28 protein-coding genes are annotated in these 25,658 nt (G+C 71.9%); 17 read left to right on the top strand and 11 right to left on the bottom strand.

What is annotated here, in order from left to right:
- Nucleotides 1–497: 497 nt before the first annotated feature.
- The 3 genes from ACSC1Q_RS20025 to ACSC1Q_RS20015 form a co-directional block, all read right to left on the bottom strand.
- Nucleotides 498–893: an OsmC family protein gene (locus tag ACSC1Q_RS20025; RefSeq protein ID WP_436760215.1), complete on the bottom strand. Its 396-nt coding sequence runs from the start codon at nucleotides 891–893 to the stop codon at nucleotides 498–500.
- Nucleotides 894–980: 87 nt separating this feature from the next.
- Nucleotides 981–1,265, bottom strand: coding sequence for a hypothetical protein (locus ACSC1Q_RS20020; protein WP_436760214.1), 285 nt, complete (start codon nucleotides 1,263–1,265; stop codon nucleotides 981–983).
- A 61-nt stretch (nucleotides 1,266–1,326) separates the two neighbouring features.
- Nucleotides 1,327–2,319: an NADP-dependent oxidoreductase gene (locus tag ACSC1Q_RS20015; RefSeq protein ID WP_436760270.1), complete on the bottom strand. Its 993-nt coding sequence runs from the start codon at nucleotides 2,317–2,319 to the stop codon at nucleotides 1,327–1,329.
- A gap of 681 nt (nucleotides 2,320–3,000) precedes the next feature.
- On the opposite strand from ACSC1Q_RS20015, the gene ACSC1Q_RS20010 reads away from it, so the two are divergent.
- Both ACSC1Q_RS20010 and ACSC1Q_RS20005 read left to right on the top strand, forming a co-directional pair.
- Nucleotides 3,001–3,381 carry a phage holin family protein gene (locus tag ACSC1Q_RS20010; RefSeq protein WP_436760213.1) on the top strand — a complete coding sequence of 127 codons (381 nt, stop codon included), beginning with the start codon at nucleotides 3,001–3,003 and terminating at the stop codon, nucleotides 3,379–3,381.
- A 4-nt stretch (nucleotides 3,382–3,385) separates the two neighbouring features.
- Nucleotides 3,386–4,786, top strand: a complete 1,401-nt coding sequence (locus ACSC1Q_RS20005) for an aromatic amino acid lyase (protein WP_436760212.1) — start codon at nucleotides 3,386–3,388, stop codon at nucleotides 4,784–4,786.
- Between the two features lie 43 nt (nucleotides 4,787–4,829).
- On the opposite strand, the gene ACSC1Q_RS20000 is transcribed toward ACSC1Q_RS20005, so the two are convergent.
- Nucleotides 4,830–5,819: a LacI family DNA-binding transcriptional regulator gene (locus ACSC1Q_RS20000; RefSeq protein ID WP_436760211.1), complete on the bottom strand. Its 990-nt coding sequence runs from the start codon at nucleotides 5,817–5,819 to the stop codon at nucleotides 4,830–4,832.
- A 213-nt stretch (nucleotides 5,820–6,032) separates the two neighbouring features.
- Here ACSC1Q_RS20000 and ACSC1Q_RS19995 point away from each other — a divergent pair, with 213 nt between their 5' ends.
- Together ACSC1Q_RS19995 and ACSC1Q_RS19990 are read left to right on the top strand one after the other, a co-directional pair.
- Nucleotides 6,033–6,953 (top strand): amidohydrolase family protein, encoded by a 921-nt coding sequence (locus ACSC1Q_RS19995; RefSeq protein WP_436760210.1) that lies wholly within the window; start codon nucleotides 6,033–6,035, stop codon nucleotides 6,951–6,953.
- A 148-nt stretch (nucleotides 6,954–7,101) separates the two neighbouring features.
- The gene (locus tag ACSC1Q_RS19990; RefSeq protein ID WP_436760209.1) at nucleotides 7,102–7,620 is read left to right on the top strand and encodes a cysteine dioxygenase; all 519 of its coding nucleotides are present in this window, start codon (nucleotides 7,102–7,104) and stop codon (nucleotides 7,618–7,620) included.
- A gap of 95 nt (nucleotides 7,621–7,715) precedes the next feature.
- Here ACSC1Q_RS19990 and ACSC1Q_RS19985 read toward each other — a convergent pair whose 3' ends face one another.
- The 4 genes from ACSC1Q_RS19985 to ACSC1Q_RS19970 all read right to left on the bottom strand — a co-directional run bounded on the left by ACSC1Q_RS19985 (nucleotide 7,716) and on the right by ACSC1Q_RS19970 (nucleotide 12,534).
- Complete coding sequence (locus tag ACSC1Q_RS19985) at nucleotides 7,716–7,910, bottom strand: hypothetical protein (RefSeq protein ID WP_436760208.1); 195 nt, start codon at nucleotides 7,908–7,910, stop codon at nucleotides 7,716–7,718.
- 332 nt (nucleotides 7,911–8,242) lie between these two features.
- Nucleotides 8,243–9,340, bottom strand: coding sequence for a glycerophosphodiester phosphodiesterase (locus ACSC1Q_RS19980; RefSeq protein ID WP_436760207.1), 1,098 nt, complete (start codon nucleotides 9,338–9,340; stop codon nucleotides 8,243–8,245).
- A 375-nt stretch (nucleotides 9,341–9,715) separates the two neighbouring features.
- A complete protein-coding gene (locus ACSC1Q_RS19975) occupies nucleotides 9,716–10,885 on the bottom strand; it encodes a CynX/NimT family MFS transporter (protein WP_436760269.1) in 1,170 nt (389 codons plus the stop codon).
- A gap of 188 nt (nucleotides 10,886–11,073) precedes the next feature.
- Entirely contained in the window at nucleotides 11,074–12,534 is a 1,461-nt protein-coding gene (locus tag ACSC1Q_RS19970; protein ID WP_436760206.1) for a benzaldehyde dehydrogenase, read from the bottom strand.
- A 431-nt stretch (nucleotides 12,535–12,965) separates the two neighbouring features.
- Between ACSC1Q_RS19970 and ACSC1Q_RS19965 the strand changes: the two genes are divergently transcribed.
- The 5 genes from ACSC1Q_RS19965 (at nucleotide 12,966) to ACSC1Q_RS19945 (ending at nucleotide 18,006) form a co-directional block, all read left to right on the top strand.
- The gene (locus ACSC1Q_RS19965) at nucleotides 12,966–14,147 is read left to right on the top strand and encodes a thiolase family protein (protein WP_436760268.1); all 1,182 of its coding nucleotides are present in this window, start codon (nucleotides 12,966–12,968) and stop codon (nucleotides 14,145–14,147) included.
- Nucleotides 14,148–14,185: 38 nt separating this feature from the next.
- Nucleotides 14,186–15,544: a 3-carboxy-cis,cis-muconate cycloisomerase gene (gene pcaB, locus ACSC1Q_RS19960; RefSeq protein WP_436760205.1), complete on the top strand. Its 1,359-nt coding sequence runs from the start codon at nucleotides 14,186–14,188 to the stop codon at nucleotides 15,542–15,544.
- Between the two features lie 78 nt (nucleotides 15,545–15,622).
- On the top strand, nucleotides 15,623–16,069 hold the full coding sequence (gene pcaC, locus ACSC1Q_RS19955; RefSeq protein ID WP_436760204.1) for a 4-carboxymuconolactone decarboxylase: 447 nt from the start codon (nucleotides 15,623–15,625) through the stop codon (nucleotides 16,067–16,069).
- The gene (locus tag ACSC1Q_RS19950) at nucleotides 16,053–16,859 is read left to right on the top strand and encodes an IclR family transcriptional regulator (protein ID WP_436760203.1); all 807 of its coding nucleotides are present in this window, start codon (nucleotides 16,053–16,055) and stop codon (nucleotides 16,857–16,859) included. The genes pcaC and ACSC1Q_RS19950 overlap by 17 nt, the downstream gene beginning before the upstream one ends.
- 157 nt (nucleotides 16,860–17,016) lie before the next feature.
- Entirely contained in the window at nucleotides 17,017–18,006 is a 990-nt protein-coding gene (locus tag ACSC1Q_RS19945; protein WP_436760202.1) for a LacI family DNA-binding transcriptional regulator, read from the top strand.
- Between the two features lie 123 nt (nucleotides 18,007–18,129).
- On the opposite strand, the gene ACSC1Q_RS19940 is transcribed toward ACSC1Q_RS19945, so the two are convergent.
- Nucleotides 18,130–19,059, bottom strand: coding sequence for an SDR family oxidoreductase (locus ACSC1Q_RS19940; RefSeq protein WP_436760201.1), 930 nt, complete (start codon nucleotides 19,057–19,059; stop codon nucleotides 18,130–18,132).
- Nucleotides 19,060–19,178: 119 nt separating this feature from the next.
- On the opposite strand from ACSC1Q_RS19940, the gene ACSC1Q_RS19935 reads away from it, so the two are divergent.
- The gene (locus tag ACSC1Q_RS19935) at nucleotides 19,179–19,883 is read left to right on the top strand and encodes a TetR/AcrR family transcriptional regulator (protein WP_436760200.1); all 705 of its coding nucleotides are present in this window, start codon (nucleotides 19,179–19,181) and stop codon (nucleotides 19,881–19,883) included.
- A gap of 216 nt (nucleotides 19,884–20,099) precedes the next feature.
- A complete protein-coding gene (locus ACSC1Q_RS19930; RefSeq protein WP_436760199.1) occupies nucleotides 20,100–20,552 on the top strand; it encodes a hypothetical protein in 453 nt (150 codons plus the stop codon).
- A gap of 49 nt (nucleotides 20,553–20,601) precedes the next feature.
- Here ACSC1Q_RS19930 and ACSC1Q_RS19925 read toward each other — a convergent pair whose 3' ends face one another.
- A complete protein-coding gene (locus tag ACSC1Q_RS19925; protein WP_436760198.1) occupies nucleotides 20,602–21,030 on the bottom strand; it encodes an ATP-binding protein in 429 nt (142 codons plus the stop codon).
- Nucleotides 21,031–21,087: 57 nt separating this feature from the next.
- A complete protein-coding gene (locus ACSC1Q_RS19920) occupies nucleotides 21,088–21,252 on the bottom strand; it encodes a hypothetical protein (protein ID WP_436760197.1) in 165 nt (54 codons plus the stop codon).
- A 331-nt stretch (nucleotides 21,253–21,583) separates the two neighbouring features.
- Here ACSC1Q_RS19920 and ACSC1Q_RS19915 point away from each other — a divergent pair, with 331 nt between their 5' ends.
- The 6 genes from ACSC1Q_RS19915 to ACSC1Q_RS19890 all read left to right on the top strand — a co-directional run bounded on the left by ACSC1Q_RS19915 (nucleotide 21,584) and on the right by ACSC1Q_RS19890 (nucleotide 25,643).
- Nucleotides 21,584–22,438: a helix-turn-helix domain-containing protein gene (locus ACSC1Q_RS19915; RefSeq protein WP_436760267.1), complete on the top strand. Its 855-nt coding sequence runs from the start codon at nucleotides 21,584–21,586 to the stop codon at nucleotides 22,436–22,438.
- Nucleotides 22,439–22,452: 14 nt separating this feature from the next.
- Nucleotides 22,453–22,659, top strand: a complete 207-nt coding sequence (locus ACSC1Q_RS19910) for a DUF397 domain-containing protein (RefSeq protein ID WP_436760196.1) — start codon at nucleotides 22,453–22,455, stop codon at nucleotides 22,657–22,659.
- Between the two features lie 20 nt (nucleotides 22,660–22,679).
- Complete coding sequence (locus ACSC1Q_RS19905) at nucleotides 22,680–22,916, top strand: DUF397 domain-containing protein (RefSeq protein WP_436760195.1); 237 nt, start codon at nucleotides 22,680–22,682, stop codon at nucleotides 22,914–22,916.
- A 254-nt stretch (nucleotides 22,917–23,170) separates the two neighbouring features.
- Complete coding sequence (locus ACSC1Q_RS19900) at nucleotides 23,171–23,719, top strand: EXLDI protein (RefSeq protein WP_436760194.1); 549 nt, start codon at nucleotides 23,171–23,173, stop codon at nucleotides 23,717–23,719.
- 152 nt (nucleotides 23,720–23,871) lie between these two features.
- Nucleotides 23,872–24,843 carry an ATP-binding cassette domain-containing protein gene (locus tag ACSC1Q_RS19895; RefSeq protein ID WP_436760193.1) on the top strand — a complete coding sequence of 324 codons (972 nt, stop codon included), beginning with the start codon at nucleotides 23,872–23,874 and terminating at the stop codon, nucleotides 24,841–24,843.
- Nucleotides 24,840–25,643, top strand: a complete 804-nt coding sequence (locus ACSC1Q_RS19890; protein ID WP_436760192.1) for an ABC transporter permease — start codon at nucleotides 24,840–24,842, stop codon at nucleotides 25,641–25,643. The genes ACSC1Q_RS19895 and ACSC1Q_RS19890 overlap by 4 nt, the downstream gene beginning before the upstream one ends.
- Nucleotides 25,644–25,658: the final 15 nt, after the last annotated feature.

Raw genomic sequence — 25,658 nt, 5'->3', positions numbered from 1 at the left:
GTCCCCCAACTGTCCGGCCCCGACCTCTTCGCGGGCTTTGCCATCGTCTCCCCCAAGACTCCGGCTGCTCCGCTCAGGAACGCGATCCCCCTCGCGTCCTTATCCGGTGAAAAGTCTCTGCAACGCTCCCCCCGGGCTTCGCAGACCCCTCGACCTGCAACAACACTACCTAGCCAAATGTAACGGGCGCGTCATCCAAAGGTTGATTTTGCGCCTACACCCAACCTTGACCCGGTATCACCGAAGCGCCGCCAGCCCCTGCGGATACGCGAGGACTCGGCATCGAGGAGGCGATTCCATTGGTTTCCGGGCACCCGCCCCGGGCCCTCCGGCCGTCCGGGCCAGGGTCGCGAAGATCACCAGGTTCCCGGCCTGGGAGTGCCCGGGAGTGCCGGGGAGTGCTGGGGAGTGCCGGGGAGTGCCGGGGGAGTAAGGAGGACGCGCGCGGGCGCGGAATCTCCCGGCGGGGTCTCCCGACAGGGGTCGCAGCGGGAGCGTCAGGGGAGTTCGAGGTTGATCTCCATGTTGTCCCTCAGGGCCCGGCTCACCGTGCAGTACTTCTCCTCGACGCGGTGGGCCACGGCGCGGAGGACCTCGGCGGCCTTCTCGTCGCCCTCGGGCAGCTCCACGTCGTAGGTGACGGTGATCGTCCCCAGCCTGGACGAGTCGACCTTCTCCGCCTGGACGGTCATCGCCAGGCGGGTCATCCGGTGGCCGCGCTGGGCCGTCAGGGGCTCCACGGTGACGATGTTGCAGCCGCCGAGCGCCGCGAGCAGCAGCTCGACGGGGGTGAACACCCCCTGCTCGTCGCCGCCGCCCATGGCGACCTCGGCTCCGCGGTCGTTGCGGGCCACGAACCCGTCGTCGGTCCGCTCCACTCTCACCTGTGCCATGGCGTTCCTCCCCCTGAATCTGCGGATCACCCTACAGAGGCCCGCGAAGGGAGGAACGCCCGGGTGAGGGCGGGAGCCCGGCCCGCCTCAGGCCTCCGGATGTTTGGACAGGTATTCGATGTAGAACGGCCGCAGCGCCTCGCCCAGTTCCCCGTGGCCCGAGGCCATCGCGTCGCTGAGCAGGGCCGAGACCCGGCTGAGGTCGTTGGTCGTCTGGTCCTCGTTCCCCGCGGACGCCTCCGCCGCGGGAATCAGCGTGAGCAGCTCCCACAGGAAGCCGAGATCTCCGTGGTGCACGGCGTAGTGGACCGCGCGATCATGCAGTTCCTGGGCCGACAGCGCTTCAAGCTCGTCCGTTTCCAACAGACCCACCCCCTCACGCCCCTTCTGCCCCGAGAATATGGCCGTCATGCGCAATTGACGGTATGCACCCTCAGTGCACCAATCGGACCAGCATCTTTCCCGTGTTGGCGCCTCGGAGCATGTCGATGAACGCCTTCGGGGCGTTCTCCAGGCCGTCGACCACGGTCTCGGTGAAGGTGATCTTGCCCTCGCGGAGCCAGGCGCCCACCTCCGCGATCATGTCGGGCAGCCGCGCCGGGTGGTCGAACACGAGGAATCCGCGCAGGGTGAGCCGCTTTCCCACGGTCAGGCCGATGTTCCTCGGGCCGGGGACCGGCTCGGTGGCGTTGTAGGAGGAGATAGACCCGCACATGGCGGCCCTGCCGTACGTCCTCAGCTCGTCGATGGCCGCCTCCAGGTGCTCGCCGCCGACGTTGTCGAAGTAGACGTCGATCCCGCCGGGGGCCGCCCTGGCGAGTTGCTCGTGGATCTCTCCGTCGCGGTAGTTGAAGGCGGCGTCGAAGCCGAGGTCGCGGACCAGGTGGGTCACCTTCTCCCGCGACCCGGCGCTGCCCACCACGCGCGAGGCGCCCTTCAGCCGGGCGATCTGCCCGGCCATGCTGCCCACCGCCCCCGCCGCGCCGGACACGAACACCGCCTCGCCGTCCTTGAAGCCGGCGATGTCGAGCAGGCCCACGTACGCGGTGAGGCCGGTCATGCCCAGCGCGCCCAGGTAGGCGGAGAGCGGCACCCCGGGGATCTCCTCGACCCGGCGGGCCTCCTTCGCGTCGAGGACGGCGTACTCGCGCCATCCGGACCTGTGGGTGACGGTGTCCCCGGGCGCGAGGCCGGGCGCGCGTGACGCGACGACCTCGCCGAGAGCGCCGCCGTCGAGGAGCTCGCCGACCTGGAAGGGCGGGGTGTAGGACTTGCCCTCGTTCATCCGCCCCCGCATGTAGGGGTCGACGCTCATGAAGAGGTTGCGGACGAGGACCTCCCCCTCGGCGGGGGCGGGCAGCCGGACCTCCACCAGGTCGAAGTTCTCCGGGGTCGGCCACCCGGAGGGCCGCGACGCGAGCCGGATCTCCCTGGAGGTCGTACTCCCCTCCCCGTGCGGCGTGCGACCGGCGGGTCCGGCCTTCGCGCCGTTCGCGGAGGTGTGCCCCGCCCGCGACGCGAGCCCCTCAGCGCCCTCAGCGCTTTTTGTGTCCCCTGTCCCTGTGTCCCCGGTTCCCGTGTCGGGCTCCGTTCCCGGGCCGGGATCGGGGCCCGGCCTGGGCGGAGGCCCGGGCTTGGGCGGACCGGGCTTCGGCGGGGGTCCCGGCTTGGGAGGAGGCCCGGGCTTGGGCGGGGGGCCCGGCTTGGGGACGGAGTGCGCGTCGGCCCCGGCCCCGGGCGTCGTCCCGGCTCCGGCGGACGGCTTTTCCGGTCGACCGGTGGATGATCGGACGTTGGACATGATGAGGCCCCCTCGGCGATTCGTGCTCCTCATCTGGGACCTTCCCATCCGGCGGCGTTTCTCCCCGCCGGGGAGCGGCACGCCTGACATGATCTCGCCACTTTCATGACCGCATACGGTCACGGATGCGAAACTTTCCGCGGGTGCCGGGCCGGCCGTACGTCCCGGCCGCCGCGTCCTCACCGCCCGAGGTGACCGGACCGGCGGATACGCGGCCGACCAGCAAATCACCCGTTATGCGTATATATCCATATTTAGGGCGCGAACCTACCGCCCGTCCGGCCATCCATGCGAGGATCCCGAAACGTGAAAATAATCATCAAAATACTGGTGGTGGCAGCCGCCCTGTGGGCGGCGACCCAGTTCGTGGACGGCATCACGGTGTCCGCGCGGACCCCGGTCAGGGAGATCGGCACGCTCGTCGCCGTCGCCTTCGTCTTCGGGGTCGTCAACGCGGTCCTGAAGCCGATCATCGCGACGCTCGGCTGCGCCTTCTACATCCTCACGCTCGGCCTGTTCGCCCTGGTGGTCAACGCCGGGCTGCTGCTGCTGACCAGCTGGATCGCCGAGCAGTTCCGGCTGCCCTTCCACGTCGACGGCTTCTGGGCCGCGTTCTGGGGCGCGATCGTCATCGGCCTGGTCAGCTGGCTGCTCGACCTGATCCTCGACGCGATCGTCGGCGACTGAACCGATGACCGTCGTCCTCGACGGCGCCCACCTGACCTGCGAGCAGGTCGGCCGGGCGGCCCACGGCTCCGGGATCGCGCTGGGCTCCACCGGCCGCGCGGAGGCGGCATGGCGGACGGCCGGCCTGCTCGACGGGCCCGTGTACGGCCGGACCACCGGTGTGGGCGCCAACAAGGACGTGGCGGCCGAGGACACCGGCCTCGACCTGCTCCGCAGCCACGCGGGCGGCGCCGGACCGGCCGTCGAGGCGTTCCGCGCCCGCGCCACCCTCGTGGTCCGCCTCAACCAGCTGCTCGCCGGCGGCTCGGGGGTCGACCCCGCGCTCCTGCCGGTGCTCGCCGCCGTCGTCAACCGGGGTCTCACCCCGCCGATCCGCACCTACGGCGCCATCGGCACCGGCGACCTCACCGCCCTGGCCACCACCGCGCTCTGCCTCCTGGGCGAGCTTCCCTGGACCCCGCCCTCCGAGGCCCGAACTGCAGACGCGGGGGGCTCCACGACGCGGGCGGGGGATCCGGTGCCCCGGTTCGCGCTCGCCTCCGGTGACGCGCTGCCGTTCATCAGCTCGGGCGCGGCGACCCTGGCGGACGCGGCGCTGGCCTGTCATCGCCTGGGCGTCCTGCTGTCCGCCGCCACGGCGGTCGCGGCCCACTCCTTCCGTGCGGTCGACGCCTCGCTCGAACCGCTCTCCCCCGTCGTGCAACGCGGCCCCGAGCAGACCGGGGTCGCGGCCGGGCTGCGCGCCCTGGTCGGCTCCACCAGCCCGCGCCGCGTCCAGGACCCGTACGGCTACCGCGCCTTCCCGCAGGTCCACGGCGCCGTCCTCGACGCCCTCGGCCGGGCGGAGCGGACGGTCGCCGAGGAGATGAACGCGGCCCCGGAGAACCCGCTGATCGCCGACGGCAGGGCCTGGCACAACGGCAACTTCCACTCGGCGCGGGTCGCGCTCGCCCTCGACGCCCTGCGGGCCGCGCTCGTGCAGACCGCGACGCTGAGCGCCGCCAGGCTCGCCACCCTGAACGATCCGGCCCACACGGGCCTGCTCCCCTTCCTCGCCGAACGTCCCGGGCTGTCCGGGGTCATGATCCTCGAATACGTCGCGCACTCCGCGCTGGCCGAGCTGCGCCACCTGGCCGCCCCGGTCACCCTGGGCGGGGCCGTGCTCTCCCTGGGCACCGAGGACCACGCGAGCTTCACCCCGCAGGCGGCCCGCTCCACGCTCGCCGCCGCCGAACCGCTGGAGATCGTCCTGGCGTGCGAGCTGGTGGCCTCCGTACGGGCCCTGCGGCGGCGCGGCCTGCCCTGCGACCTGCCGCTCGATCCCGCGATGGAGGACCGTCCCCTGGACGCCGACCTCGACGCGGCGCGCGGGCTCCTGCCCGGCCTCGACCTTCGAAGCCCGTGAGTCAGCCTTCGGAGCCCATGAGTCAGTTTTAGGAGCCCGTGAGTCAGCCGACCGAGCCGCGCTCGCGGAGCTGGGGCGCCTGGACGATGCGGCGGCGGCGCGGGTTGCCGTCGGCGGCGGCCACGACGATGCGGACGGCGGCCCGGACGATGCCGTCGATGTCCCAGTCGACCGTGGTCAGGCCGGGGGTGAGCAGGCCCGACATGGGATGGTCGTCGTAGCCCATCACGGACACCTCGAACGGGATGCCCAGCTTCCGCTCCGCCGAGGCCGCGTAGACGCCGTACGCGATCGAGTCGGCGAAGCAGAAGAACGCCCGGTGACCGGCGTCGAGCATCTCGCCCGCGACCCGGGTGGCGGTCGCCAGCGACTGCGAGGAGGTGACCATCTCGATGTCCAGGTCCAGCCGCCCGGCCTCGGCCAGGACGTGCACGTCGGCGGGGCGGTCGGGGGTGCTGGCCCGTGTCGAGGTGAGGACGGCCAGGCGCCGGTGCCCCCTCCGGCGCAGGTGCTCCAGGGCGAGGGTCACCCCGGCGCGGTTGTCGAAGACGACCTCGCCCGCGGCGCGCGCCCCGGCCAGGGCGTCGCCGATCGACACCACCGGCAGTCCCTCGCACAGCTCGGCCCAGAGCGGCGCCGCGGGGTCGACCGGCTGCACGATCAGCGCGTCCACCCGCTGGTCGCGGAGCTGCCTGGCGAGCGTGTGCTCCCTGGCCGGGTCTCCCGCGGCGTCCAGGATCAGGGCGTAGCGGTCGTTGTCCTTGAGCGCGCGGCCGATGCCGACGGCCAGCGCCTGCTGCCAGAGGTCCTCCAGGGAGCCGCAGAGCAGGCCGATCATGCCGGTCCGGCCGCTGGCCAGGGCACGGGCGATGGGGTCGGCCTCGTAGCCGAGCTCGGCCGCGGCCTGACGCACCCGCTCGATGGTCTCCTCAGAAACCTGCAGGCCGCGCAGGGCGTACGAGACGGCGGCGGGCGACAGGCCGGTGGCCTTCGCCACCTCCCGTATGGTCGCTCGTTTCCGGGGCTGGGGCATCGGACCAGCCTATTCCTCGGGGCCTCGACAGGCGCGCCACCCGCGCGATCGGCGGCGTCGCGGGAGATCGGGAGGTATTGACACGAAGCCAGGTGAAACGGTTCACTGAAACGGTTCACTGAACCGTGTCACTGTTGGATGTAGCGAGGTGGGGGCGTTTACCCCTATTCTAGGTAGGGAATACCTCGAAGACGCGAAAGGAGGGGACCCGTCGTGACCGTCGACGTTCACCAGCATCTGTGGACGCCCGCGTTCGTGGACGCGCTCAGACGTCGCACGACCGCGCCCCGGCTCGACGGCTGGACCCTCCACCTGGACGGTGAGCCCGCCTACGAGGTCGACCCCGCCGACCACGACCTCGCCGGGCGCCTCGCGCTCAACGCGGGGCTCGACCTGGCCCTCGTGTCGCTGTCCAGCCCGCTCGGCATCGAGTCGCTGCCGCCCGGCGAGGCCTGGCCGATCATCGACGCCTACCACGAGGACGCCCTCGCCCTGCCCGCGCCCTTCGGCGCCTGGGCGGCGACCTGCCTCAGCGAGATCGACCCCGCCAGGCTCGCCAAGGCCCTCGACGCGCGAGACGGCGTACGAAACGACGTGCGGCCGGGGCTCGCCGGGCTCCAGCTGCCCGCGACCGCCGTGCGCGACGCCGCCGGACTGACCCGGGTCGCCCCGCTGCTCGACGTGCTCACCGAGCGCGACCTGCCGCTCTTCGTGCACCCCGGCCCCGCCACCGAGCCCGAGGGGCCCGGCTGGTGGCCCGCCGTCGTGCCGTACGTGCAGCAGATGCACGCCGCGTGGTACGCCTTCGCCGCCTTCGGGCGGGCCCGTCACCCCCGCCTGCGGGTCTGCTTCTCGCTGCTCGCCGGGCTGGCCCCGCTCCACTCCGAGCGCCTGGCCAGCCGGGGCGGCGAGGGCCGTGGACAGGTCGATCCCGACATGTTCCTGGAGACCTCCTCCTACGGCCCGCGCGCCATCGACGCCGTCGTCCGCGAACTCGGCGTCGACATCGTGGTGAGCGGCTCCGACCAGCCCTACGCCACCGCACCCGACCCCGCGCTCGGCGACGCCGCCTGGCACGCCGTCGCGGTCACCAACCCGAACCGCCTGCTGAACGGAAAGGAGTCGCGCAAGTGAACCAGTACCAGGGCCGCGAGAGCTGTGCGCTCCCGGCGAACCAAGCCGTGAGCGAGCGGCGCGTACGAGCCGCCGGGCACGCCGGTCATGTCAGTCACGCCGGGCGAGTGGACGTCGCGGGCTCCTGGCCGTCCGGCGGTGAGACCTCATGAGCTACGAGGCCCTGCCCGCGCGCGCCCTCGACCGGCGCGAGCTCCTCGACCTGGTCAACGAGCTGGCCGCCGACCCGTCCGGGTGGGCGGACCAGGTGGAGTTCCCCGAGGAGGGCGGGCGCCACTTCGCCTCCCTCTACCGCGACTCCCACGTGGACGTCTGGCTGCTGTGCTGGCGTCCCGAGGACGACACCGGCTGGCACGACCACGACACCTCCTCGGGAGCGGTCCGCGTGGTGGCGGGGACGCTCCTGGAGTGCAACCCCCGCATCGGCGGCGAGCACCTGGAGACCGTGATCTCGGAGGGCGAGTCCTTCTCGTTCGGCCCCGACCACATCCACCGGCTCACCGGCGCGGTGCACGGCAGCGTCTCCATCCACGCGTACTCGCCGCCGCTGTGGCGCCTGGGCCAGTACTCCATCAGCGACAGCGGCGTGATGCGCCGCGTCTCGGTGAGCTACGCCGACGAGCTGCGCCCCATGGACGACGCCGAGCAGATGGTCGAGGTCGCCTGACCCCTTCCGCCGTCCCGCTCCCGCCGCACCCGTTCGGTTGACGGGTGCGGCGGTCGTACGGGGGCCGGGCGCCTCGCCACGGCCCCAGACGTTCGTCACAGCAGCCTGAGCGCGTAGAAGATCGCGAGCAGGAGCGTCACCGCCCCCGCGAAGGCGGCACCACCCAGCAGGATGGCCGAGGAGACTGCGGCCCCGCCCGCGGTGGACAGAATGCCCGCGATCAAACTGATGATCACACCGGCGAGCACCGCGATGATGACCAGAAGCGCCCGATGAGTCGACTCGCTCACACGTTCCCCTTCGCTCGACCTTGATCACCCAGAGCCCCGAACCAACGTCTGTGAGGGCATAGATCACCTGGGTGAATAAGATTCGCGGCCTGCTGGGAACGCGGCCTGCGTGCTCACCCGTACGGTGCACGCGGCTCGTCTCGTGGACAGAGCGATTCAGATCCTAGGACGATCGAGAGGCTCGGGTAAAGAAAAACGTGCCGCGAAAAAGCCGGTGAGTTCAGCGCCGATGAACGAAGCTCCACGCATGGCCGAGACGGTGGAGAAGACGCGCGGAAAGTAAGGGGTGGGGGTCTCGCCGTCGCGGGACCCCCGTCCCGGGGCAGGAGGTGTCAGAAGACGCGTGCCCTGACGGCGTTGGCCATGCCCGGGTCGTCGGCGAAGACGCCGTCGACGCCGAGGGAGTAGAGCCTCTCCAGCCAGCCCATCACGTTGCCGGTGGCGCGCGGGTAGGCCGGGCTCGCCGGGTTCCCGAGCCGGAAGTCCACCGGGAGCTGCGAGTTCTCGTTCCTGACGGTCCAGGTGTGGACCTTCAGACCGGCCCGGTGGGCGTCTCGGATGAGCGGGGTGGGCTGCAGGAGGCGGCCGTCGGGGCCGGTGGGCACGATCCGCCTGGTGTCGACGCCGACGCCGTCCGCGTAGCTCGCCACGTCGCGGAGCCCGGCGGGGGTGACCATGGTGTCGTAGGTGCGCGGGTCTCCGGCGGCCACCCAGTCGTACGGGGCGCCGGTGGCGGTGATCAGCTGGACCAGCGGCAGCCTGGTCCTCTTGCTCAGCGCGCGCAGGTTGGCGGTCTCGAAGGACTGGATGAAGACCGGGTCCCGGCTCCCGCGCCAGCCGTGCCGGGCGAGCACGTCGAGCAGCGGCTCCTCCAGGGAGAGGCCGATGGAGTCGAAGTAGCTCGGGTGCTTGGTCTCGGGGTAGACGCCGACCCCGCTCCGCTTGGCGAGCGCGACGACCTCGTCGAAGGTCGGGATCTCCGCGAGGCCGTTGAAGGCGGTGTTGTCCGGGCGCAGGTCAGGGATGCGCTCCTCGGCCCTGAGCGTCTTCAGCTCGGCGAGCGTGAAGTCCTCGGTGAACCAGCCGGTGATCGGGGTGCCGTCGATGGTCTTCGTCGTCCGGCGCGCCGCGAACTCGGGATGGTTCTCGACGTCCGTGGTGCCGCCGATCTCGTTCTCGTGCCTGGCCACCAGCACGCGGTCCTTCGTGGAGACCAGGTCGGGCTCGATGTAGTCGGCACCGAGCGCGATCGCGGCCTCGTACGCGAGCAGGGTGTGCTCGGGCCGGTGCGCGCTGGCGCCCCGGTGGCCGATGACGACGGGTTCGCGGCCGCGGGGCTCGGCGGTGGCGGGTTCGGGTTGTTGCAGCACAACGGCGACGGTACCGGTCGCGAGGACCGCGAGCGCCGCGGCCAGAAGCCTACGGATCATGTTCAGGAACGTAGGCCGCCCGGATGACCATTGGAACAACGACTCGCGAAGGGAACGGGACGCGCGGGCGGCTTCCTGCGGGCTTCCTATGGCCACCCTGATCCGGGTGAACGCGATGCCGTACGGCGTGCCGCGAGACGCGGCTCCGCCCCCCGGTCATCCGGTGGCGGCCCCGTCCGACGCCACGCGCCCTCCAGGGAAGCCACAAGAGGCCGTATAACCCCGCTGACCTGCGCGTTCACGGCGTGTGAGTCAGGCTCGGAGAAGGTGGATCCCCCGGCGCGGATCAGGCCGGGAAGAGGGAACCCCGGCGCGGGCCGGACCGGGGAAGGTGAGTATCCGGCGCGGGCAGGGGGAGGCGGGCCCCGGCGCGGGTCAGGCCAGGGAGGGCGAGCCCTCGGACGGGCGAGGCTCTCCGGCGCCGGACGGCGTGACCGGGCGCCCGGCCAGGAACCCGGCCGCCAGCTGCAGGCCGCACGCGCCGAGCCCGGCCAGCAGCGGCAGCGTCCAGCCGCCCGAGAGCTGGTGCAGCGCGCCGATCAGGAGCGGTCCGAGCGCGGCCAGCGTGTAGCCGACGGACTGGGCGACGGCCGACAGCGCGGTGACCGAGACCGTGTCGGGCGCGCGGAGCGTGATGATGAGCAGGGCGAGCGCGATCGAGGCGCCCTGCCCCACCCCGAGGACGATCATCCAGAGCCACGGCAGGGCGGCGGGGGCGATCAGCACGCCGAGGTATCCGGCGATCGTGAGGACGGTCGCGACGGTGACGTACGGCACCTGCGACCGGGCCCGTCCCGCGAGCACCGGGACGGTCAGCGTGGCCGCCACCTGGGCGAGGTTGGTGAGACTGAGCATGTATCCGGCCTGGTCGGCGGGGAGCCCCGCGTCCTTGAAGATCGTCGGTATCCAGGCCAGCATGATGTAGAAGGTGAGCGACTGCAGGCCCATGTAGACGGTGACGTACCAGGTCACCCGGCTGCGGAGCAGCAGGGCGAACGGCCTGGGCGCGACCTCCGGGCGGGCGGGGCGGCGCAGGGCCTGGGGCAGCCAGAGCGCCGCGGCGGCCAGTGCCGGGATCGCGGTCATCGCCGTCACCTCGCGCCAGCCGAGCCCGGTGGCCCGCTCGATCGGGACCACCGAACCGGACGCCGCGGCGGCGCCCAGCACCAGGCAGGAGACGTAGACCGCGGTGAAAGGCCCGACCCGCGCGGGGAAGTGCTGTTTGACCACGCCGGGCATCGCGACGTTCATCACGGCGATGGCCGTGCCCGCGACGGCCGCGCCCGCGTAGAGGGCGGGAACGCTTCCCGTGGCGCGCAGCGCCACCCCGGCCGCCAGGATCAGCAGCCCGGCCATGAGCGTGCGGTCCAGGCCGAAGCGGCGGGCGAGCAGGGGGGCGAGCGGGCCGAGGACTCCCAGGCAGACCACCATGACCGTGGTGATCGCCCCGCCCCCGGCGGCGCTCAGCCCGAGATCCTCCATGATCTCGTCCAGCACCGGGGAGACGCCCGCCAGCGCGGGCCGCAGGTTGAGCGCCGCGAGCACGAACCCCGCGATGAGCAACACCCGCGACACCGGCGACACCCGCGACACACTTCCCCCTTGCTTGGACACCGCCCAACTCTCCCATAGGCCTCACAGCGCACCACCGGGGGAGGTTAAACACCAATCCCCCGCTCACCCGGTGGTCCACCGAGCACGCCCCGGCCCGGCCGGTATCCGAGTCCTGCCCGTCAGAAGGGATACGTCGCGATATTTCCCTGCATCGTCACCCAGCGAGTCTCGGTGAAGGCCTCGATGTTGGCCCGTCCCCCGCCGAAGCGCGAGCCGGTGCCCGACGCGCCGACCCCGCCGAACGGGGCCACCGCCTCGTCGTCCACCGTCTGGTCGTTGACGTGCACGATCCCGGTGGGAACGAGGTCGGCCAGCGCCAGGCCGCGCATCGCGTCGCGCGTCAGGATGCCCAGCGACAGGCCGTACTCGCTGTCGGAGGCCAGCGCGGCGGCCTCCTCGATCGTGGAGAACGGCACGACGGGCGCGACCGGGCCGAACACCTCCTGGACGTACGCGGGAGAGTGCGCGGGCAGGTCGGCCAGGACCGTGGGCCGGTAGAGGAGTCCCTCGTAAGTACCGCCCGCGGCCAGCCGGGCCCCGGCGTCGACGCTCGCGGTGACCAGGCCGTGGACCTTGTCCCGCTGACCGGCGTCGATGAGCGGCCCGAGCGCGACCTGCCCGCCCGCCGGGTCGCCGACCGGCAGGTGGTCGGCCTTCTCCGCGAGCCGCGCCACGTACTCCTCCGCGATCGAGGAGTGCACCAGGTGGCGTCCGGTGGTCATGCAGATCTGCCCCTGGTGCAGGAAGGAGCCCCAGGCGCCCGCCGAGACCGCGAGGTCCAGGTCGGCGTCGTCCAGGACGATCAGCGCGCTGTTGCCGCCGAGTTCCAGGTGCGCCCGCTTGAGCAGCCGCCCGCACGCCTCCCCGACCGCGCGGCCCGCCGAGGTCGAGCCGGTGAAGGAGATCACTCGTACCAGCGGGTCGCCGACCAGCGCCTGCCCCGCCGCCACCCCGCCCGGCAGCACGTGGAGCAGCCCGGACGGCAGTCCCGCCTCCTCGAAGACGCGGGCGATGACGACGCCACCGGAGACGGCGGTGCGCGGGTCGGGCTTGAGGATCACCGCGTTCCCCAGGGCGAGTGCCGGGGCGACCGAGCGGATGGCGAGGACCAGCGGGAAGTTGAACGGGGAGATCACCCCGACCACCCCGGCGGGTACGCGGCGGGCCAGGCTGAGCCGCTGCTTGACGGTCGGCAGGATCTCCCCCAGCGGCTGCGACGCCAGCGCGGCGGCCTCGTGGCACTCCTGGGCGGCGACGTGCGTCTCCACCCCCGCCTTGGGGCGGATCGACCCGGCCTCGCGGACCAGCCAGTCCTGGATCTCCTCCGCGTGCTCCTCGAACAGCAGCCCGGCCCGCCGCAGCACGGCCGCCCGCTCCTCGAACGAGGTCGCCGCCCACTCCCGCTGCGCCCGTACGGCACGCACGGCCGCCGCCGCCACGTCCTCGGCCCCGGCCACGCCGACCCGGCCGAGTTCCGCGCCGGTGGCGGGCTCGACCACGGCCGCGTCACCCGCGTGCGAGGTGACCCAGCCGTCCCCGAAAACCTGCCCGGCCCACGTCTTGGCATCCATAAGCGGCATAGCGTCGTCTCCTTTGTCATGTTCGGCCGCACGACTGTCGTCCGGCGGTCGCCGTCAGCCGCGAGATCGCGAACGCCCGCGCCACCGCGCCGGAGCCGGGTACGAAAAAGCTCCCCGACAGCGCGCCGTACGCCCGTCCCCGGCGGGCTGCCCGCGAGTCGGGACGGCTGGGGGATGGCGCACAGGACCTCCCGGAGGGAAGGACGGGAGGGGTGAAGTTCGTTATGCGAACAATGATTCTCCGGACGAACGAGGCATATCGCGGAAGTTACGCCGCTGATATCAAGTGTGTCAAGGAGCCGCGCCCCGCCGAGTTGACCGCCCGGACGGCGAATCAGTATGTTCATTGAGGGAACATTCGTTCGCATAACGAACATATGTCCTGGCACTACCCGAGCACCCAGCCACCGGGCGGACAGGAGTCCCCGATCGTGAACGACGTCTACATCCTCGACGCGGTCCGCACGCCCATCGGCCGGTACGGCGGGGCGCTGTCGGGCGTCCGCCCCGACGACCTGGCCGCGCACGTCGTCCGCGCGCTCGCCGACCGTTCCCCCGCCCTCGACCCCGCCGCCATCGAGGACGTGTTCCTCGGCGCGGCCAACGGGGCGGGCGAGGACAACCGGGACGTCGCGCGGATGGCCGTACTCCTGGCCGGGCTGCCGGTGACGGTGCCCGGCACGACCCTCAACCGGCTGTGCGGCTCCGGCCTGGAGGCGGCGATCGCCGCCTCCCGCGCGGTGGCCGTGGGCGACGCGTCCCTGGTGGTCGCCGGAGGCTCCGAGTCGATGAGCCGGGCGCCGTGGGTGATGCCCAAACCGGCGCGCGGCTTCGACCGGGGAGAGCGGACCCTGCACGACACCGCCCTCGGCTGGCGCATGGTCAACCCTCGGATGCCCGCCGAGTGGACGGTCGCCCTGGGCGAGGGCGCCGAGATCCTCGCCGACCGCTACGACATCGGCCGCGAGGCCCAGGACCGGTTCGCGCTGCGCAGCCACCGGCGCGCGGCGGCGGCCTGGGAGCGCGGCGTCTTCGACCGCGAGGTGGTCCCGCTCGACGCCCTCGACCGCGACGAGTCCGTCAGGGCCGACTCGACCGAGGAGTCCCTGGCCGGCCTGAAGCCGGTCTTCCGCCCCGGCGGCACCGTCACCGCGGGAAACGCCTCCCCGCTCAACGACGGCGCCGCCGCGCTGCTCGTCGGCGACGAGGCGGGGGCCGCCCGGTCGGGGCGGGCCCCGCTGGCCAGGATCGTCTCCCGCGCGGTGATCGGCGTCGAGCCCCACCTGTTCGGCATCGGACCTGTCGACGCGGCCCGTACGGCCCTCAAGCGGGCGGGCGTCGGCTGGTCCGACCTGAGCGTGGTCGAGCTCAACGAGGCGTTCGCCGCCCAGTCGCTGGCCTGCCTCGCCGACTGGCCCGACCTCGACCCCGAGATCGTCAACGTCAACGGCGGCGCCATCGCGCTCGGCCACCCCCTCGGCTCCTCGGGGGCGCGTATCCTCGGCACCCTCGCCCACGAGCTGCACCTCCGGGGCGGCGGGTACGGCCTGGCCGCCATCTGCGTCGGCGTGGGCCAGGGACTCGCCGTCGTCCTTGAGGGAATCGGTCCCTGAGCGGCCATGACCGGTGCCCGAACCACCCGGAGGTGGACATGACCTCTCCCTCTTCCGCGCACGACGGACCGCGCCCCGGCCTGTTCTCCGGGATGTTCGCCAGGGGCGAGGCCGCGGCGGAGGTGTCGGACGTCGCGTGGCTCGCCGCCATGCTGGACGTCGAGGCCGCGCTGGCCGGCGCGCAGGCCGGGATCGGCCTGGTCCCCGCCGAGGTGCCCGCCGCGCTGGCGGGGGCCTGCCGCCCCGAGCTCTACGACGTCGCCGAGCTGGGCGAGCGGGCCGCGCGGACCGGCAACCCCGTCATCCCCCTGGTCGCCGCCCTGCGGGAGCGGGTCGAGCCCGGCCTGCGGCGGTTCGTCCACCACGGCGCCACCAGCCAGGACATCAACGACACCGCCGCCATGCTGGTCGCCCGCCGCGCGCTGGCCCCGATCCTGGCCGACCTGTCCGCCTGCGCGGACGCCTGCGCGCGGCTGGCGTCCGGCCATCGCGGCACCGTCATGGCCGGGCGCACCGTACTGCAGCACGCCGTGCCCATCACGTTCGGGCTGAAGGCGGCGGGCTGGCTGAGCGCGCTGGACCGCTCGCGGGCCGGGCTGGCGGAGGTGCCGCTGCCGGTCCAGTACGGCGGGGCGGCGGGCACCCTGTCGGTCCTCGGCGAGCGGGGCCACGAGGTGCCGCCCCTCCTGGCGGCCGGGCTGGGGCTGGCCGAGCCGGTCGTCCCCTGGCACACCGACCGGACCCCGGTGGCCCGGCTCGCCTGCGCGCTCGGCACCGCCGCCGGGACGCTCGGCAAGGTGGCGAACGACGTGAAGCTGCTCGCCCAGACCGAGGTGGCGGAGGTCGCCGAGCCCACCGGGCCCGGCCGGGGCACCTCCAGCGCGATGCCGCACAAGCGCAACCCGGTGGGCTCGATGTCCGTGCTCGCCTGCGTCCAGCGCGCCCCCGGGCTGGTCGCCTCGGTCCTGGACGGCATGGTCCAGGAGCACGAGCGCGCGGCGGGCCCCTGGCAGGCCGAGTGGGAGACGCTGGGCGAGCTGCTCAGGCTCACCGGCAGCGCCGCCGCCTGGCTCCGCGAGGTGCTGGAGGGCCTGACCGTGGACCCGGCCAGGATGCGCGCCAACCTCGGGGCGACCCGGGGGCTGCTCATGGCCGAGCAGGTCGTCGCACGCCTCGGCGGCACCCCGGAGGCCCGGAGGCTGGTGGACGCCGCCTGCGCCCGCGCCACCGAGGAGGGCGCGGAGCTGCGGGAGGTCCTGCTCGCCGACCCCGGCGTGTCCCTGACCGCCGGGGAGATCGACGCGGCCCTCGACCCGGCGGGCGCCCTCGGCTCCGCCGCCACCTTCGTCGACCGGGCGCTCGCCGCCCACCGGAACCTCACGGGAGCCGGCGGATGAGCGAACGGACACCGGCACGAACGACCGGGAGAGCGAGCACATGAGCGGGAAGACACGAACGACCGGGAGAGCGGGCAGATGAGCGGGAAGACCGGAGAAACGAACGGCACGGACGACACGAACGGCACGACCGGGTGGGCCGCCGGGGACGCGACGCGCCGGGCCGTACTCGGCGACGAGCATGTGGACCGCGCCGTCGCGGGCACCACCCCGTTCACCGCGGACTTCCAGGAGTTCATCACCGAATACGCCTGGGGTGAGATCTGGACCCGTCCCGGCCTGGACCGGCGCACCCGCAGCTGCATCACGCTGGCCATGCTCTCCGCGCTCGGGCACGAGCACGAGCTGGCCATGCACGTCAGGGCGGCGCTCCGCGTCGGCCTCACCGAGGAGGAGATCAAGGAAGTGCTGCTGCAGAGCGCGATCTACGCGGGCGTGCCCGCCGCCAACCGGGCGTTCGCGGTGGCACGGGCGGCGCTAGAGTTCGACCGGAACGAGGAGGGCGGGGATGGTCGAACCGGTTGACCGTGGCTCGGACCACGTGCAGTCGCTGGCACGCGGGCTCTCGGTGATCAAGGCGTTCAGCGCGACGAGCCCCGAGCTGACGCTCAGCGAGGTGGCCCGCGCGACCGGCCTGACCCGGGCCGCGGCCCGGCGGTTCCTGCTGACGCTCGTCGACCTCGGCTACGTCAGGACCGACGGGCGGCTGTTCGCGCTCTCCCCCCGCGTCCTCGATCTCGGGTACGCCTACCTGTCCAGCCTCTCGCTGCCCGAGGTGGCCGAGCCGCACCTCGAACGCCTCGTCGCCGAGGTGCACGAGTCGGCGTCGGTGGCGGTGCTCGACGGCGAGGACGTCGTCTACGTGGCCCGGGTGGCGACCAGCAGGATCATGCGGGTGACCATCAACATCGGCACCCGTTTCCCGGCCCACTGCACCTCGATGGGCAGGGTGCTGCTGGCCTGGCTGCCGCCCGGCGACCTCGACGCCTACCTCGGGCACGTCGAGTTCCACCGGTTCACCCCCAAGACGATCACCTCTCCCGACGCCCTCGGGGCCGAGCTCGGCAGGGTCCGCGCCCAGGGCTGGGCGATGGTCGACCAGGAGCTGGAGGAGGGCCTGCGCTCGATCGCCGTCCCGGTCAGGGAACGCTCGGGGCGGGTGACCGCCGCGATCAACATCTCCTCCCACGCGAGCCGTACGACCCCGGAGTCCGCCCGCCGCCACCTGCTCCCGCCGCTGCTCGCCACCGCCGCGCGGGTGGAGGCCGACCTGCACGCCTCGGGCGTCAAGGGCGGCGCCCTGTCCCGCCGCTGACCCTGCCCCCCTCTCCCTCGCACACCCCGGCCGCCGTTACCCGCTGCCCCGCGAGAACGTATCGGGCCAGGCCCGCGGTGCCGGTCGCCCGCCACCCCTGACACATCACCTCGATGACAACGTTGTCACCACGCCGAACCTGGGCGATGATCAGGCCGTGACAGAGAGTTCGCGGGGACGTCCCACCATGAAGGACGTCGCGGCGATGGCCGGGGTGGCGCTGAAGACCGTGTCCCGGGTCGTCAACGGTGAGCCGGGGGTGAACCCCGCCACGGCGGAACGGGTCACGGCCGCCATCGAGCGGCTCGGCTACCGCCGCAACGAGAGCGCCCGCGTCCTGCGCCGGGGCAGGACCGCGAGCATCGGCCTGGTCATCGAGGACGTCGCCGACCCCTTCTACTCGGGGTTCAGCCGCGCGGTCGAGGACGTGGCGCTCCGGCACGGCTCGCTGCTGCTCAGCGGCTCCTCGGGGGAGGACCCCCGGCGCGAGCGGGAACTGGCGCTCGCCTTCTGCTCCCGCGGGGTCGACGGCCTGATCATCGTGCCCGCCGGGACCGACCACGACTATCTGCGGCCCGAGCTCGACGCGGGCGTCACCGCCGTCTTCGCCGACCGGCCGGGCGGGCTGGACGCCGACACGGTGCTCTGCGACAACGCCGGGGGCGCGCGGGCGGGGGTGGCCCACCTGATCCGGCACGGTCACCGCCGCGTCGCCTTCGTCGGCGACAGCGCGTCCATCTTCACCTCGGGCGAGCGCCTGCGCGGCTACCGTCGCGCCCTCGCGGAGGCGGGCCTGCCCTTCGACGCCTCCCTGGTCGCGACCGGCCCGCCCCGGCAGGCGGGTCCCGCCCTGGTCCGGATGCTCTCCGGCGACGACCCGCCCACGGCGGTGTTCACCGGCAACGGCCGGATCACCGTGGCCGCGCTGCGCACGGGACACCGGCCCGCCCTGGTGGGCTTCGACGACTTCGAGCTGGCGGACCTGCTGGACCCCGGCGTGACCGTGGTCGCCCAGGATCCGGTCCGGCTCGGCGGCACCGCCGCCGAACTGCTCTTCCGCCGCCTCTCCGGCCACCTCGGCCCTCCCGAACGCGTCGAGCTGCCGACCCGGCTCATCCCCCGGGGCTCGGGAGAACTCCCGCCGTGACCGCCGTGACCGCCGTGACCGCTCTCCGCGTACGAGGTGAGCGGTGCGCCCGGACAGGGGGCCTCCCACCGAGACCGGCTCTCCCGTACGAAATAAGCGGCCCGTCCGAACACCCGGCGGTGGTCAGGCGACGTGGGCCGGCAGGGCGACGCCGGTGAGGCGTTCGGACTCGGCCCACAGCCGGGCGTTGGTCGCGGGGTCGAGGGCCCTGCGGGGCGGCCGGGCGGTGACGGTGGGGCCGACCAGCCCGAACCTTCCGCCGGGGCCGTAGTAACCGCCCGCGACGGCGTCGGGACTGGTCGCGGCGTACAGCAGCGGCTCGGTGCCCTGCTCGACGCCCTGCGAGGGCAGGACATCGAGGGCGCCGAGCAGGGCGGACAGGCGCGACCGCCTGCCGCCGCCGAGGCTCGCGCCCGCCGTCTGCAGGTTCGTGCGCGTGTAGCCGGGGTGGGCCGCGGTGCTCAGCAGGTTCCAATCGCGCTGGACGGCGAGGGCGGCGAGATGCCGGGTCAGCATGAGGTCGGCGAGCTTGGACTGGGCGTAGGCGAGGTTGGGGCGGTAGCGGCGCTCGCCCTGGAGGTCGTCGAAGCGGATCCGGCCGTAGTGGGCCGTACCGCTGCTCATGGTGGCCACGCGTGGCGCCGTGGCGGCGAGCAGCGTCGGCAGGAGCCTGACCGTGAGCGCGAAGGGGCCGAGGTAGTTGCTGCCGAACTGCAGCTCGAAGCCGTCGGCCGTGGTCAGGCGGGTGGGCGGGGACATCACCCCGGCGTTGTTGACCAGCAGGTCCAGCGGGGTCCCCTCGGCGAGGATCCCGTCGGCGAACTCCTCGACCGAGGCGAGGTCGGCCAGGTCGATCCGGCGCACCTCCAGCCGGGCGTGCGGGTGCCGGGCCAGGATCTCGGCGCGGGCCCGCTCGCCCTTGGCGACCGTGCGGACGGCCATCACGACGCGGGCCCCGGCGTCGGCGAGGCGCCGGGCGGCCTCCTTGCCCGTGCCGCTGTTGGCGCCGGTGACGACGGCGAACTTCCCACTCTGGTCGGGGACGGCGTACATGGCGGCTCCTTCTGGTTCTTTCAAAGACCGGCTCTTTTAAAGACTGGTGGTCTGTTGTCGTGAACGCTAGCAGACTGCCGGTCTCTTAACAAGGAACCATCGGTCTGTAGACTGCGGGGATGACGACCTTCCAGCGCGCACGCAGTGAGGAGCAGCGCGCGGTGCGCAGGCAGGCGATCCTGGACACCGCCGCCGCGATGCTGGCCGAGATGCCGGTGGCGCAGGTGAGCCTCAACGAGCTGAGCCGCCGCGTCGGCCTGGCCAAGTCGAACGTGCTGCGCTACTTCGAGTCCCGCGAGGCCGTGCTGCTCGAACTGCTCGACGTGGCCTCACGGGAGTGGCTGGAACACCTCGACGGCGCGCTCACCGCCGCGGTCGGCACCGGCACCGGGACCGGCACCGCCACGCCGTACGAGCGCGGCGACCGGGTGGCCGCCACACTCGCCACCACGCTCGCGGACCGCCCGGTGCTGTGCGACCTGGCCGCCGCCCAGGCCTCGGTGCTGGAGCACAACGTCTCCCCGCAGGTCGCCGCGCAGTACAAGCGGGCCGCCGTCGCCAACGCCGGCACCCTGAGCCGGCTGGTCGGCGAACACCTCCGCGAGCTCGGCGCGCACGACGCGATGAGGCTCGCCGCCGCCACCGTCATGGTGACCGGCGCGGTGTGGACCCACTCGCGCCCGGCCGCCGCGATGCTGGCCGCCTACGAGGCCGACCCGTCGCTGGCCGCCATGCGGCTGGACTTCGCCACGGCTCTCCGCGAGACGCTCGAAGTCGTGATCACCGGCCTGCTCGCCCGCCCGTTTCACCGCGGCGAGGCGTGACCCGAACCGCCGTTCTCCGTCACGCGCCTTACGAAGGCGCACGTCGGCGCGGGATTGACCGTGACGGTGGCGGGCATACCGACCTCATTGCCGACTCGGGGGAGGACGCATGTCACAGGGGTGGAGGACGGTCGTCCAGCGGCGGTACCCGCGGGCGCGGGCCATCGCGAGACCGGGACGTGTTCACGATCCGGCCGTACCGGCCGGGAGGCGGCCGTGACCCTGACGGCGGGAGTTCTCGCGGGCGCGGCGGGCACCACCGCGCTGGACGTCGCCGGTTACCTGGACATGGTCGTACGCGGGCGGGCGGCGAGCGGGCTACCGGCCCGGGCGGCGGGCGAGCTGGCCGAGCGTGCCGACGTCGGCCTCGGCTCGGGAGAGACCGCCGACAGCAGGCGCGAAGGGCTGGGCGCGCTGCTCGGGTACGCGACGGGCCTGGGAGTCGGCGGGCTGTACGGGCTGCTCGCCGGAGACCGGCGCGTTCCGCTTCCGGTGGCCGCCGTGGGGCTGTCGGCGATGGCGATGGCCGCGAGCGTCGTCCCTCTCACCGCGCTGCGCCTGACCGACCCGCGCGACTGGAGCGTGTCGTCGTGGGTGTCGGACATCGTCCCGCACCTGGCCTACGGCCTGACGGCCGCGACCGTGTACGACCGCCTGGCCCGCCCCTGACCCGCCGTCCACGGCCACTTCGGATGCCCGGATCCGGCCGTGAGGGACATCAGCCGGAAAGGCGGGCGCCGGGTCCCGAGGCTCGATCGTTCGCGAGCTGGAACCAGACCGCTCCGCCGCCTTCGTCCTGACTGCTGCCCCAGGCGCTCGCCAGCAGGTTCACCCAGCCCAGGCCGCGCCCGCTGAGGCTCTCGCCGTCGGTCGCCCGCACCTCGGGCACGTTGACGGCCGAGCCGTCGTCGATCACCTCGATGTGGACCAGGTCGCGGCCGAGACTCACGCAGACCGTCACCAGCCCCTCGGGCCCGGCCGAGTCGCTGTGCAGCACGGCGTTCGTCACCACCTCGCCGACCAGCAGCTCGACCGTCTCCAGCAGCCCTGCGGGCGCGTGGCCGCCCAGCAGTTCCACCACCCACCCGCGAGCGGCCCCCGCCGACCGCGCGACTCCTGGAAAATCGCGCTGCCCCGCGACGCGCACCGTCCCAGCGCCTGATCACCGCGACCGTCGTGCCGTGGCCGGTTCGCTCCGGCGCGCTCACGCGGCCACCGCCGACGCGATCATGTCGGCCGCGTTGTCGGCCCCCGCCGGGACCCACTCGCCACGCCGCCAGATCACCGACCACCACGGCCGCCAGACGAAGGCCCACCCACACGCGCGGCGGATCACCTGGACGCGCACCCGTACCCCACCGGTGGTCATGACCTCCAGCAGCGGCGCCCCGGCCGCCGGAACGACCAGCGAACTGGAAACCCCGAGAACCCGCAGGTCTCAACCGAGTTTCACCAGGTGGATGTACTGCTCTTGCTGCGGATCGCGCACTTCGCCTCACTCCCCGCTGGACAGCCGAAATTGTCGGCAGGTAACCATCTGATGACTTTCCGTGCCCGCGATTGCCGAGCATGGAAGCTTCGACTCAAGTTTGCATGCGCTGCCATGCTTTCGCAACGTTGCGAACTCATCTTTACCTAAGTTGTCTTGCGACGCGATCACCGGCAAACTCGGGTTGCGCCATCCAGCCAGAAGGGGACCCGTGTCCGGCCGTCGCCACGTCTCAACTGTTCGGCTCCGCCGCCTCGCCGCTGAGCTGCGACAACTTCGCGACTCCGCACAGATGACGCGAGAGGACGTGACAACTCGCACGTCCATCAACACCGTCACCCTGTACCGGATTGAGACCGCCAAAGCCCGTCCGCAGGCCCGCACCCTTCAGACGCTTCTCGATCTTTACGGTGTCCCGGAGCCCCGGCGCACAGAACTCATAGCGCTGTCTCGGGAGGCCGCACAGCGCGGATGGCTGCACTCGTTCCCCTCCGAGTTGCCCGAGCACTACACGACGTACATCGGGTTCGAGTCAGAAGCGGAATCCGTACGAAACTACGAGTCGCTTTACATGCCCGGCCTTCTCCAGACTCAGGAGTACGCCGAGGCACTCGTCAGGGGCGTACTGCCTACCATTAGCGGTGATGACGTTGACAGCCGGGTGCGAGCGCGGCTGGAACGCCAGAAGCTTCTAACGAGCAGCACCCCTCTTCAGCTGTCGGCCATCGTCTCCGAAGCTTCCTTGCATTGCCGCGTCGGCAGCGCGAAGATCATGCGGAAGCAGCTTGAGCACCTGATCGAAGTCAGCGCCATGTCCAACGTGACCTTCCAGGTCATCCCATTTGAGGTCGGCGCCTACCCCGGCATACAGGGCTCGTTCGCCGTCCTTCACTTCACGGAGCCTGACCCGGACATCGTGTACCTCGAAAGCATGGCCGGTGATCTTTTTCTGGAGGCAGACGTCGAGATCAACCGGTATAACCTGGTCTTTGACTATCTTCGCGACCTGGCACTCAGCCCCGAAGCCTCACGTAAGCTGACTGCCGACTTCGTGCAGAAGGCCTGACGTTAGGAGGCGGGATGACCGCACCAGAGCTGTCCCACGCCGAGTGGCGCAAGAGCAGCCGCAGTGGCGGCAACGGCCAGTGCGTCGAGGTCGCCAACCTCACCGGCATCGTGGCCGTTCGCGACAGCAAGAACCCACACGGCCCCGCGTTGATCTTCTCTCCAGATGATTGGCAAGCCTTCGTCAGCGGTGTCAAAGGTGGCGCTTTCGACCTAGATTGAAGACCTGATGTCAGGAGGCCATGATGTCCGCGTCAGAGCGGTCCGGCGAAGTGTGGCGCAAGAGCTCGCGGAGCGGAAACGGACAAGATTGCGTCGAGGTCGCGGTGATCTCGACGGGCGGAGACGAGCGACACGACCGCGCGTACGCGGTGCGTGACTCGAAGAACCCCGACGGCCCCCGCCTGGCCTTCACCCCCGGCGAGTGGCGAGCCTTCGTCGGCGGCGTCAAGAACGGCGAGTTCGACGCCCTGGCCTGAATCCAGGCGCCGACACCTCCGCCACCCCCGGTCGAACGCTGGGACGTCGGCGTGTTCTCCCGTGTCCCCATCCTCCCTTTCGAGGGGTGATACCTCCTCACCCGGCACGAAACCCGATCCACCTGGGCCGATCCTCCTCCACGACGGTGACCACCCGGCGGAAAGTCACGACATAACGCGAAATTTCAGAAGAGTCTTGCCACGCGCCTCACTCTATACGTAGCCTTATACGTATACGGGATGAGGATGGAACGATGCCCAACAAAACGATCTACGTCTCGGACGACGACCTGCCCCTGTTCCAGCGGGCGCAGGAGCTCGCCGGAGGCAAGCTGTCGACGGCGATCGGCGTGGCGCTGCGGCGCTACGTCGAGATGGAGGAGGGCCGCCAAGAAGGCTACGAAGAGATCATCGTGCAGGTCGGCCAGGGCGGCACGGGCCGCAAGCAGCGTTTCTCCGGGGTGCTGCTCGGCGAGTGGGGACGCACCACGGGCAGCCGGGTGGAGATGTTCCGGGTGTACCGCTCCCGCAAGGACAAATACGTCCTGCACGTTGACCGCTCACCCGACTGGACCGACAGCCTGACCTCGGGAGCCGACAACTGGCTGGAGGGTCTCCTCTCGCGCGGCGCCTGGCGGACCTATCTCGGCCTGGCCGACTCGACCTGGGGCTTCGTCCAGGGCGAGGCCACCCTTGAGGTCGTGAACACCTTCCAGGAGCTGCGCGGCAAGGTCCCGGACGAGTTCTACGACCTGATCGCCGACATGGCGGAGCGTCCCGTCGTGGAGGACCTCGACATCTAACCCCGTCCGATCACCACACCCCCGGACGGTCGCCAGGCGACCGCCCGCTACCCCGTCACGCCCTCATCCCGCCCGTCCTCCCCATTCCGCCGTCTCCCTACCCCGTCACACCCTCATCCCCTCGACACGAACGAGACGAAGGAGAAAACCGCATGCCCCCCGCGATCACCGCCGAAGGGCTGGTCAAGAAGTACGGCGACGTCGTCGCCCTCGACGGGCTGGACCTGTCCGTCCCCCAGGGCACGGTGTTCGGCCTGCTCGGCCCCAACGGCGCCGGCAAGACCACGACCGTGCGGATCCTGACAACCCTGCTGAAACCGGACTCGGGCCGCGCCACGGTCGCCGGGTTCGACGTCGTCGCCGACGCGCAGCGGTTGCGCGCCCACATCGGCGCCTCCGGCCAGTACGCCGCCGTCGACGACCACCTCACCGGTGCCGAGAACCTGGAGATGGTCGGCCGCCTCTACCACCTCGGCGTCAAGCGCAGCAGGCGGCGGGCCCGCGAGCTGCTGGAACGCTTCGACCTGGCCGAGGCCGCCGACCGCCCCGTACAGGGGTACTCCGGCGGCATGCGACGCCGCCTCGACTTGGCCGGAGCGCTCGTCGCCGACCCGCCGGTGCTGTTCCTCGACGAGCCCACCACCGGCCTCGACCCCCGGGCCCGCGCGAGCCTGTGGGACGTCATCTCCGAGCTCGTCGCCGACGGCACCACCGTGCTGCTCACCACGCAGTACCTGGAGGAGGCCGACCGGCTGGCGAGGACGATCGCGGTGGTCGACCACGGCCGCGTGATCGCGCTCGGCACCGCCGACGAGCTCAAGGACCAGGTCGGCGGCGACCGCATCGAGCTGACCGTGACCAGCGCCACCGACCTGGACGCCGTACGGCGCGCGCTGGCCCCCCTCGCCGTGGGGGAGATGCGGGCCGACACCACCGCGCTCCAGCTGACGATCCCGGTCAGCGACGGCACGGCCTCACTCACCAGGGCCCTGGGCCACCTGGCCGCCGAACGCGTCGCCGTACGCGACGCCGGGCTGCGGCGGCCGACGCTGGACGAGGTGTTCCTCACCCTCACCGGACACCAGGCCGGCGACCTCACCGCGACGAAGGAGCCCACCCGATGAACACTCTCCAGCTGGCGATCGCCGACGGCATGACGATCACCAGACGCAACGTCCTCAAGATCAAGCGAGCACCCGACCTGCTGGGCGGCGTGATCATCCTCCCGATCGTGTTCGTGCTCCTGTTCGCGTACGTCTTCGGCAGCATGATGGCTTTGCCGGGCATGTCGTACCAGGAGTACATGATCCCGGGAATCTTCGTCCAGACGATCGTGACGAGCGCGCAGATCACCGGCTACACGCTCACCCAGGATCTGCAGAAGGGCATCTTCGACCGGTTCCGCACGCTGCCCATGTCCCCGTCGGCGGTGCTGACCGGCCAGACCTCCAGCGACGTCCTGATGAACGTGAGCAGCATCGTCGCGATGGCCCTCGTCGGGCTCGCCGTCGGCTGGCGCATCCACTCGGAGCCGCATCGGGCCGTGCTGGGCTTCCTGCTGCTCCTGCTGTTCTCGTACGCGTTCTCGTGGGTGACCGCGACGGTCGCGCTCGCCCTGCGCAAACCCGAGATCTTCAACAACATCGCCACCATCGTGTCGATGCCGCTGGTCTTCCTGTCCAACGCCTTCGTCGACAGCACCCGCCTGCCAGGACCGCTGCGGTTCGTCGCCGAGTGGAATCCCGTCTCCACGGTCGTCCAGGCCGCCCGCGAGCTCTTCGGCAACACCGACGCGGCCATGCCGGTGCCCGGCGCCTGGCCGCTCCAGCACGCGGTCCCGGCGACACTGCTCTGGTCGGCGGTGCTCCTGGTCGTGTTCGTGCCCCTGTCCATCTGGTTGTACAAGAAGGCCGTCAGCCAGTGATCCGGCTCGGTGAGG

Source organism: Streptosporangium heterodermiicola, from assembly GCF_051390675.1.
Classification (GTDB): Bacteria; Actinomycetota; Actinomycetes; order Streptosporangiales; family Streptosporangiaceae; genus Streptosporangium.
This window is presented reverse-complemented; position numbering and strand designations above follow the sequence as displayed.

Bases quoted from the DNA above. Each gene is read 5' to 3' on its own strand.
- ACSC1Q_RS19895 (WP_436760193.1), top strand. From the start codon at position 23,872: ATGCCCCCCGCGATCACCGCCGAAGGGCTGGTCAAGAAGTACGGCGAC.
- ACSC1Q_RS19980 (WP_436760207.1), bottom strand. From the start codon at position 9,340: ATGATCCGTAGGCTTCTGGCCGCGGCGCTCGCGGTCCTCGCGACCGGT.
- ACSC1Q_RS19900 (WP_436760194.1), top strand. From the start codon at position 23,171: ATGCCCAACAAAACGATCTACGTCTCGGACGACGACCTGCCCCTGTTC.
- ACSC1Q_RS19910 (WP_436760196.1), top strand. From the start codon at position 22,453: ATGACCGCACCAGAGCTGTCCCACGCCGAGTGGCGCAAGAGCAGCCGC.
- ACSC1Q_RS19920 (WP_436760197.1), bottom strand. From the start codon at position 21,252: ATGACCACCGGTGGGGTACGGGTGCGCGTCCAGGTGATCCGCCGCGCG.
- ACSC1Q_RS19990 (WP_436760209.1), top strand. From the start codon at position 7,102: ATGAGCTACGAGGCCCTGCCCGCGCGCGCCCTCGACCGGCGCGAGCTC.
- ACSC1Q_RS19940 (WP_436760201.1), bottom strand. From the start codon at position 19,059: ATGTACGCCGTCCCCGACCAGAGTGGGAAGTTCGCCGTCGTCACCGGC.
- ACSC1Q_RS19970 (WP_436760206.1), bottom strand. From the start codon at position 12,534: ATGCCGCTTATGGATGCCAAGACGTGGGCCGGGCAGGTTTTCGGGGAC.
- ACSC1Q_RS19890 (WP_436760192.1), top strand. From the start codon at position 24,840: ATGAACACTCTCCAGCTGGCGATCGCCGACGGCATGACGATCACCAGA.
- pcaC (WP_436760204.1), top strand. From the start codon at position 15,623: ATGAGCGGGAAGACCGGAGAAACGAACGGCACGGACGACACGAACGGC.
- ACSC1Q_RS19935 (WP_436760200.1), top strand. From the start codon at position 19,179: ATGACGACCTTCCAGCGCGCACGCAGTGAGGAGCAGCGCGCGGTGCGC.
- ACSC1Q_RS20025 (WP_436760215.1), bottom strand. From the start codon at position 893: ATGGCACAGGTGAGAGTGGAGCGGACCGACGACGGGTTCGTGGCCCGC.
- ACSC1Q_RS20000 (WP_436760211.1), bottom strand. From the start codon at position 5,819: ATGCCCCAGCCCCGGAAACGAGCGACCATACGGGAGGTGGCGAAGGCC.
- ACSC1Q_RS19950 (WP_436760203.1), top strand. From the start codon at position 16,053: ATGGTCGAACCGGTTGACCGTGGCTCGGACCACGTGCAGTCGCTGGCA.
- ACSC1Q_RS19905 (WP_436760195.1), top strand. From the start codon at position 22,680: ATGATGTCCGCGTCAGAGCGGTCCGGCGAAGTGTGGCGCAAGAGCTCG.
- pcaB (WP_436760205.1), top strand. From the start codon at position 14,186: ATGACCTCTCCCTCTTCCGCGCACGACGGACCGCGCCCCGGCCTGTTC.
- ACSC1Q_RS20005 (WP_436760212.1), top strand. From the start codon at position 3,386: ATGACCGTCGTCCTCGACGGCGCCCACCTGACCTGCGAGCAGGTCGGC.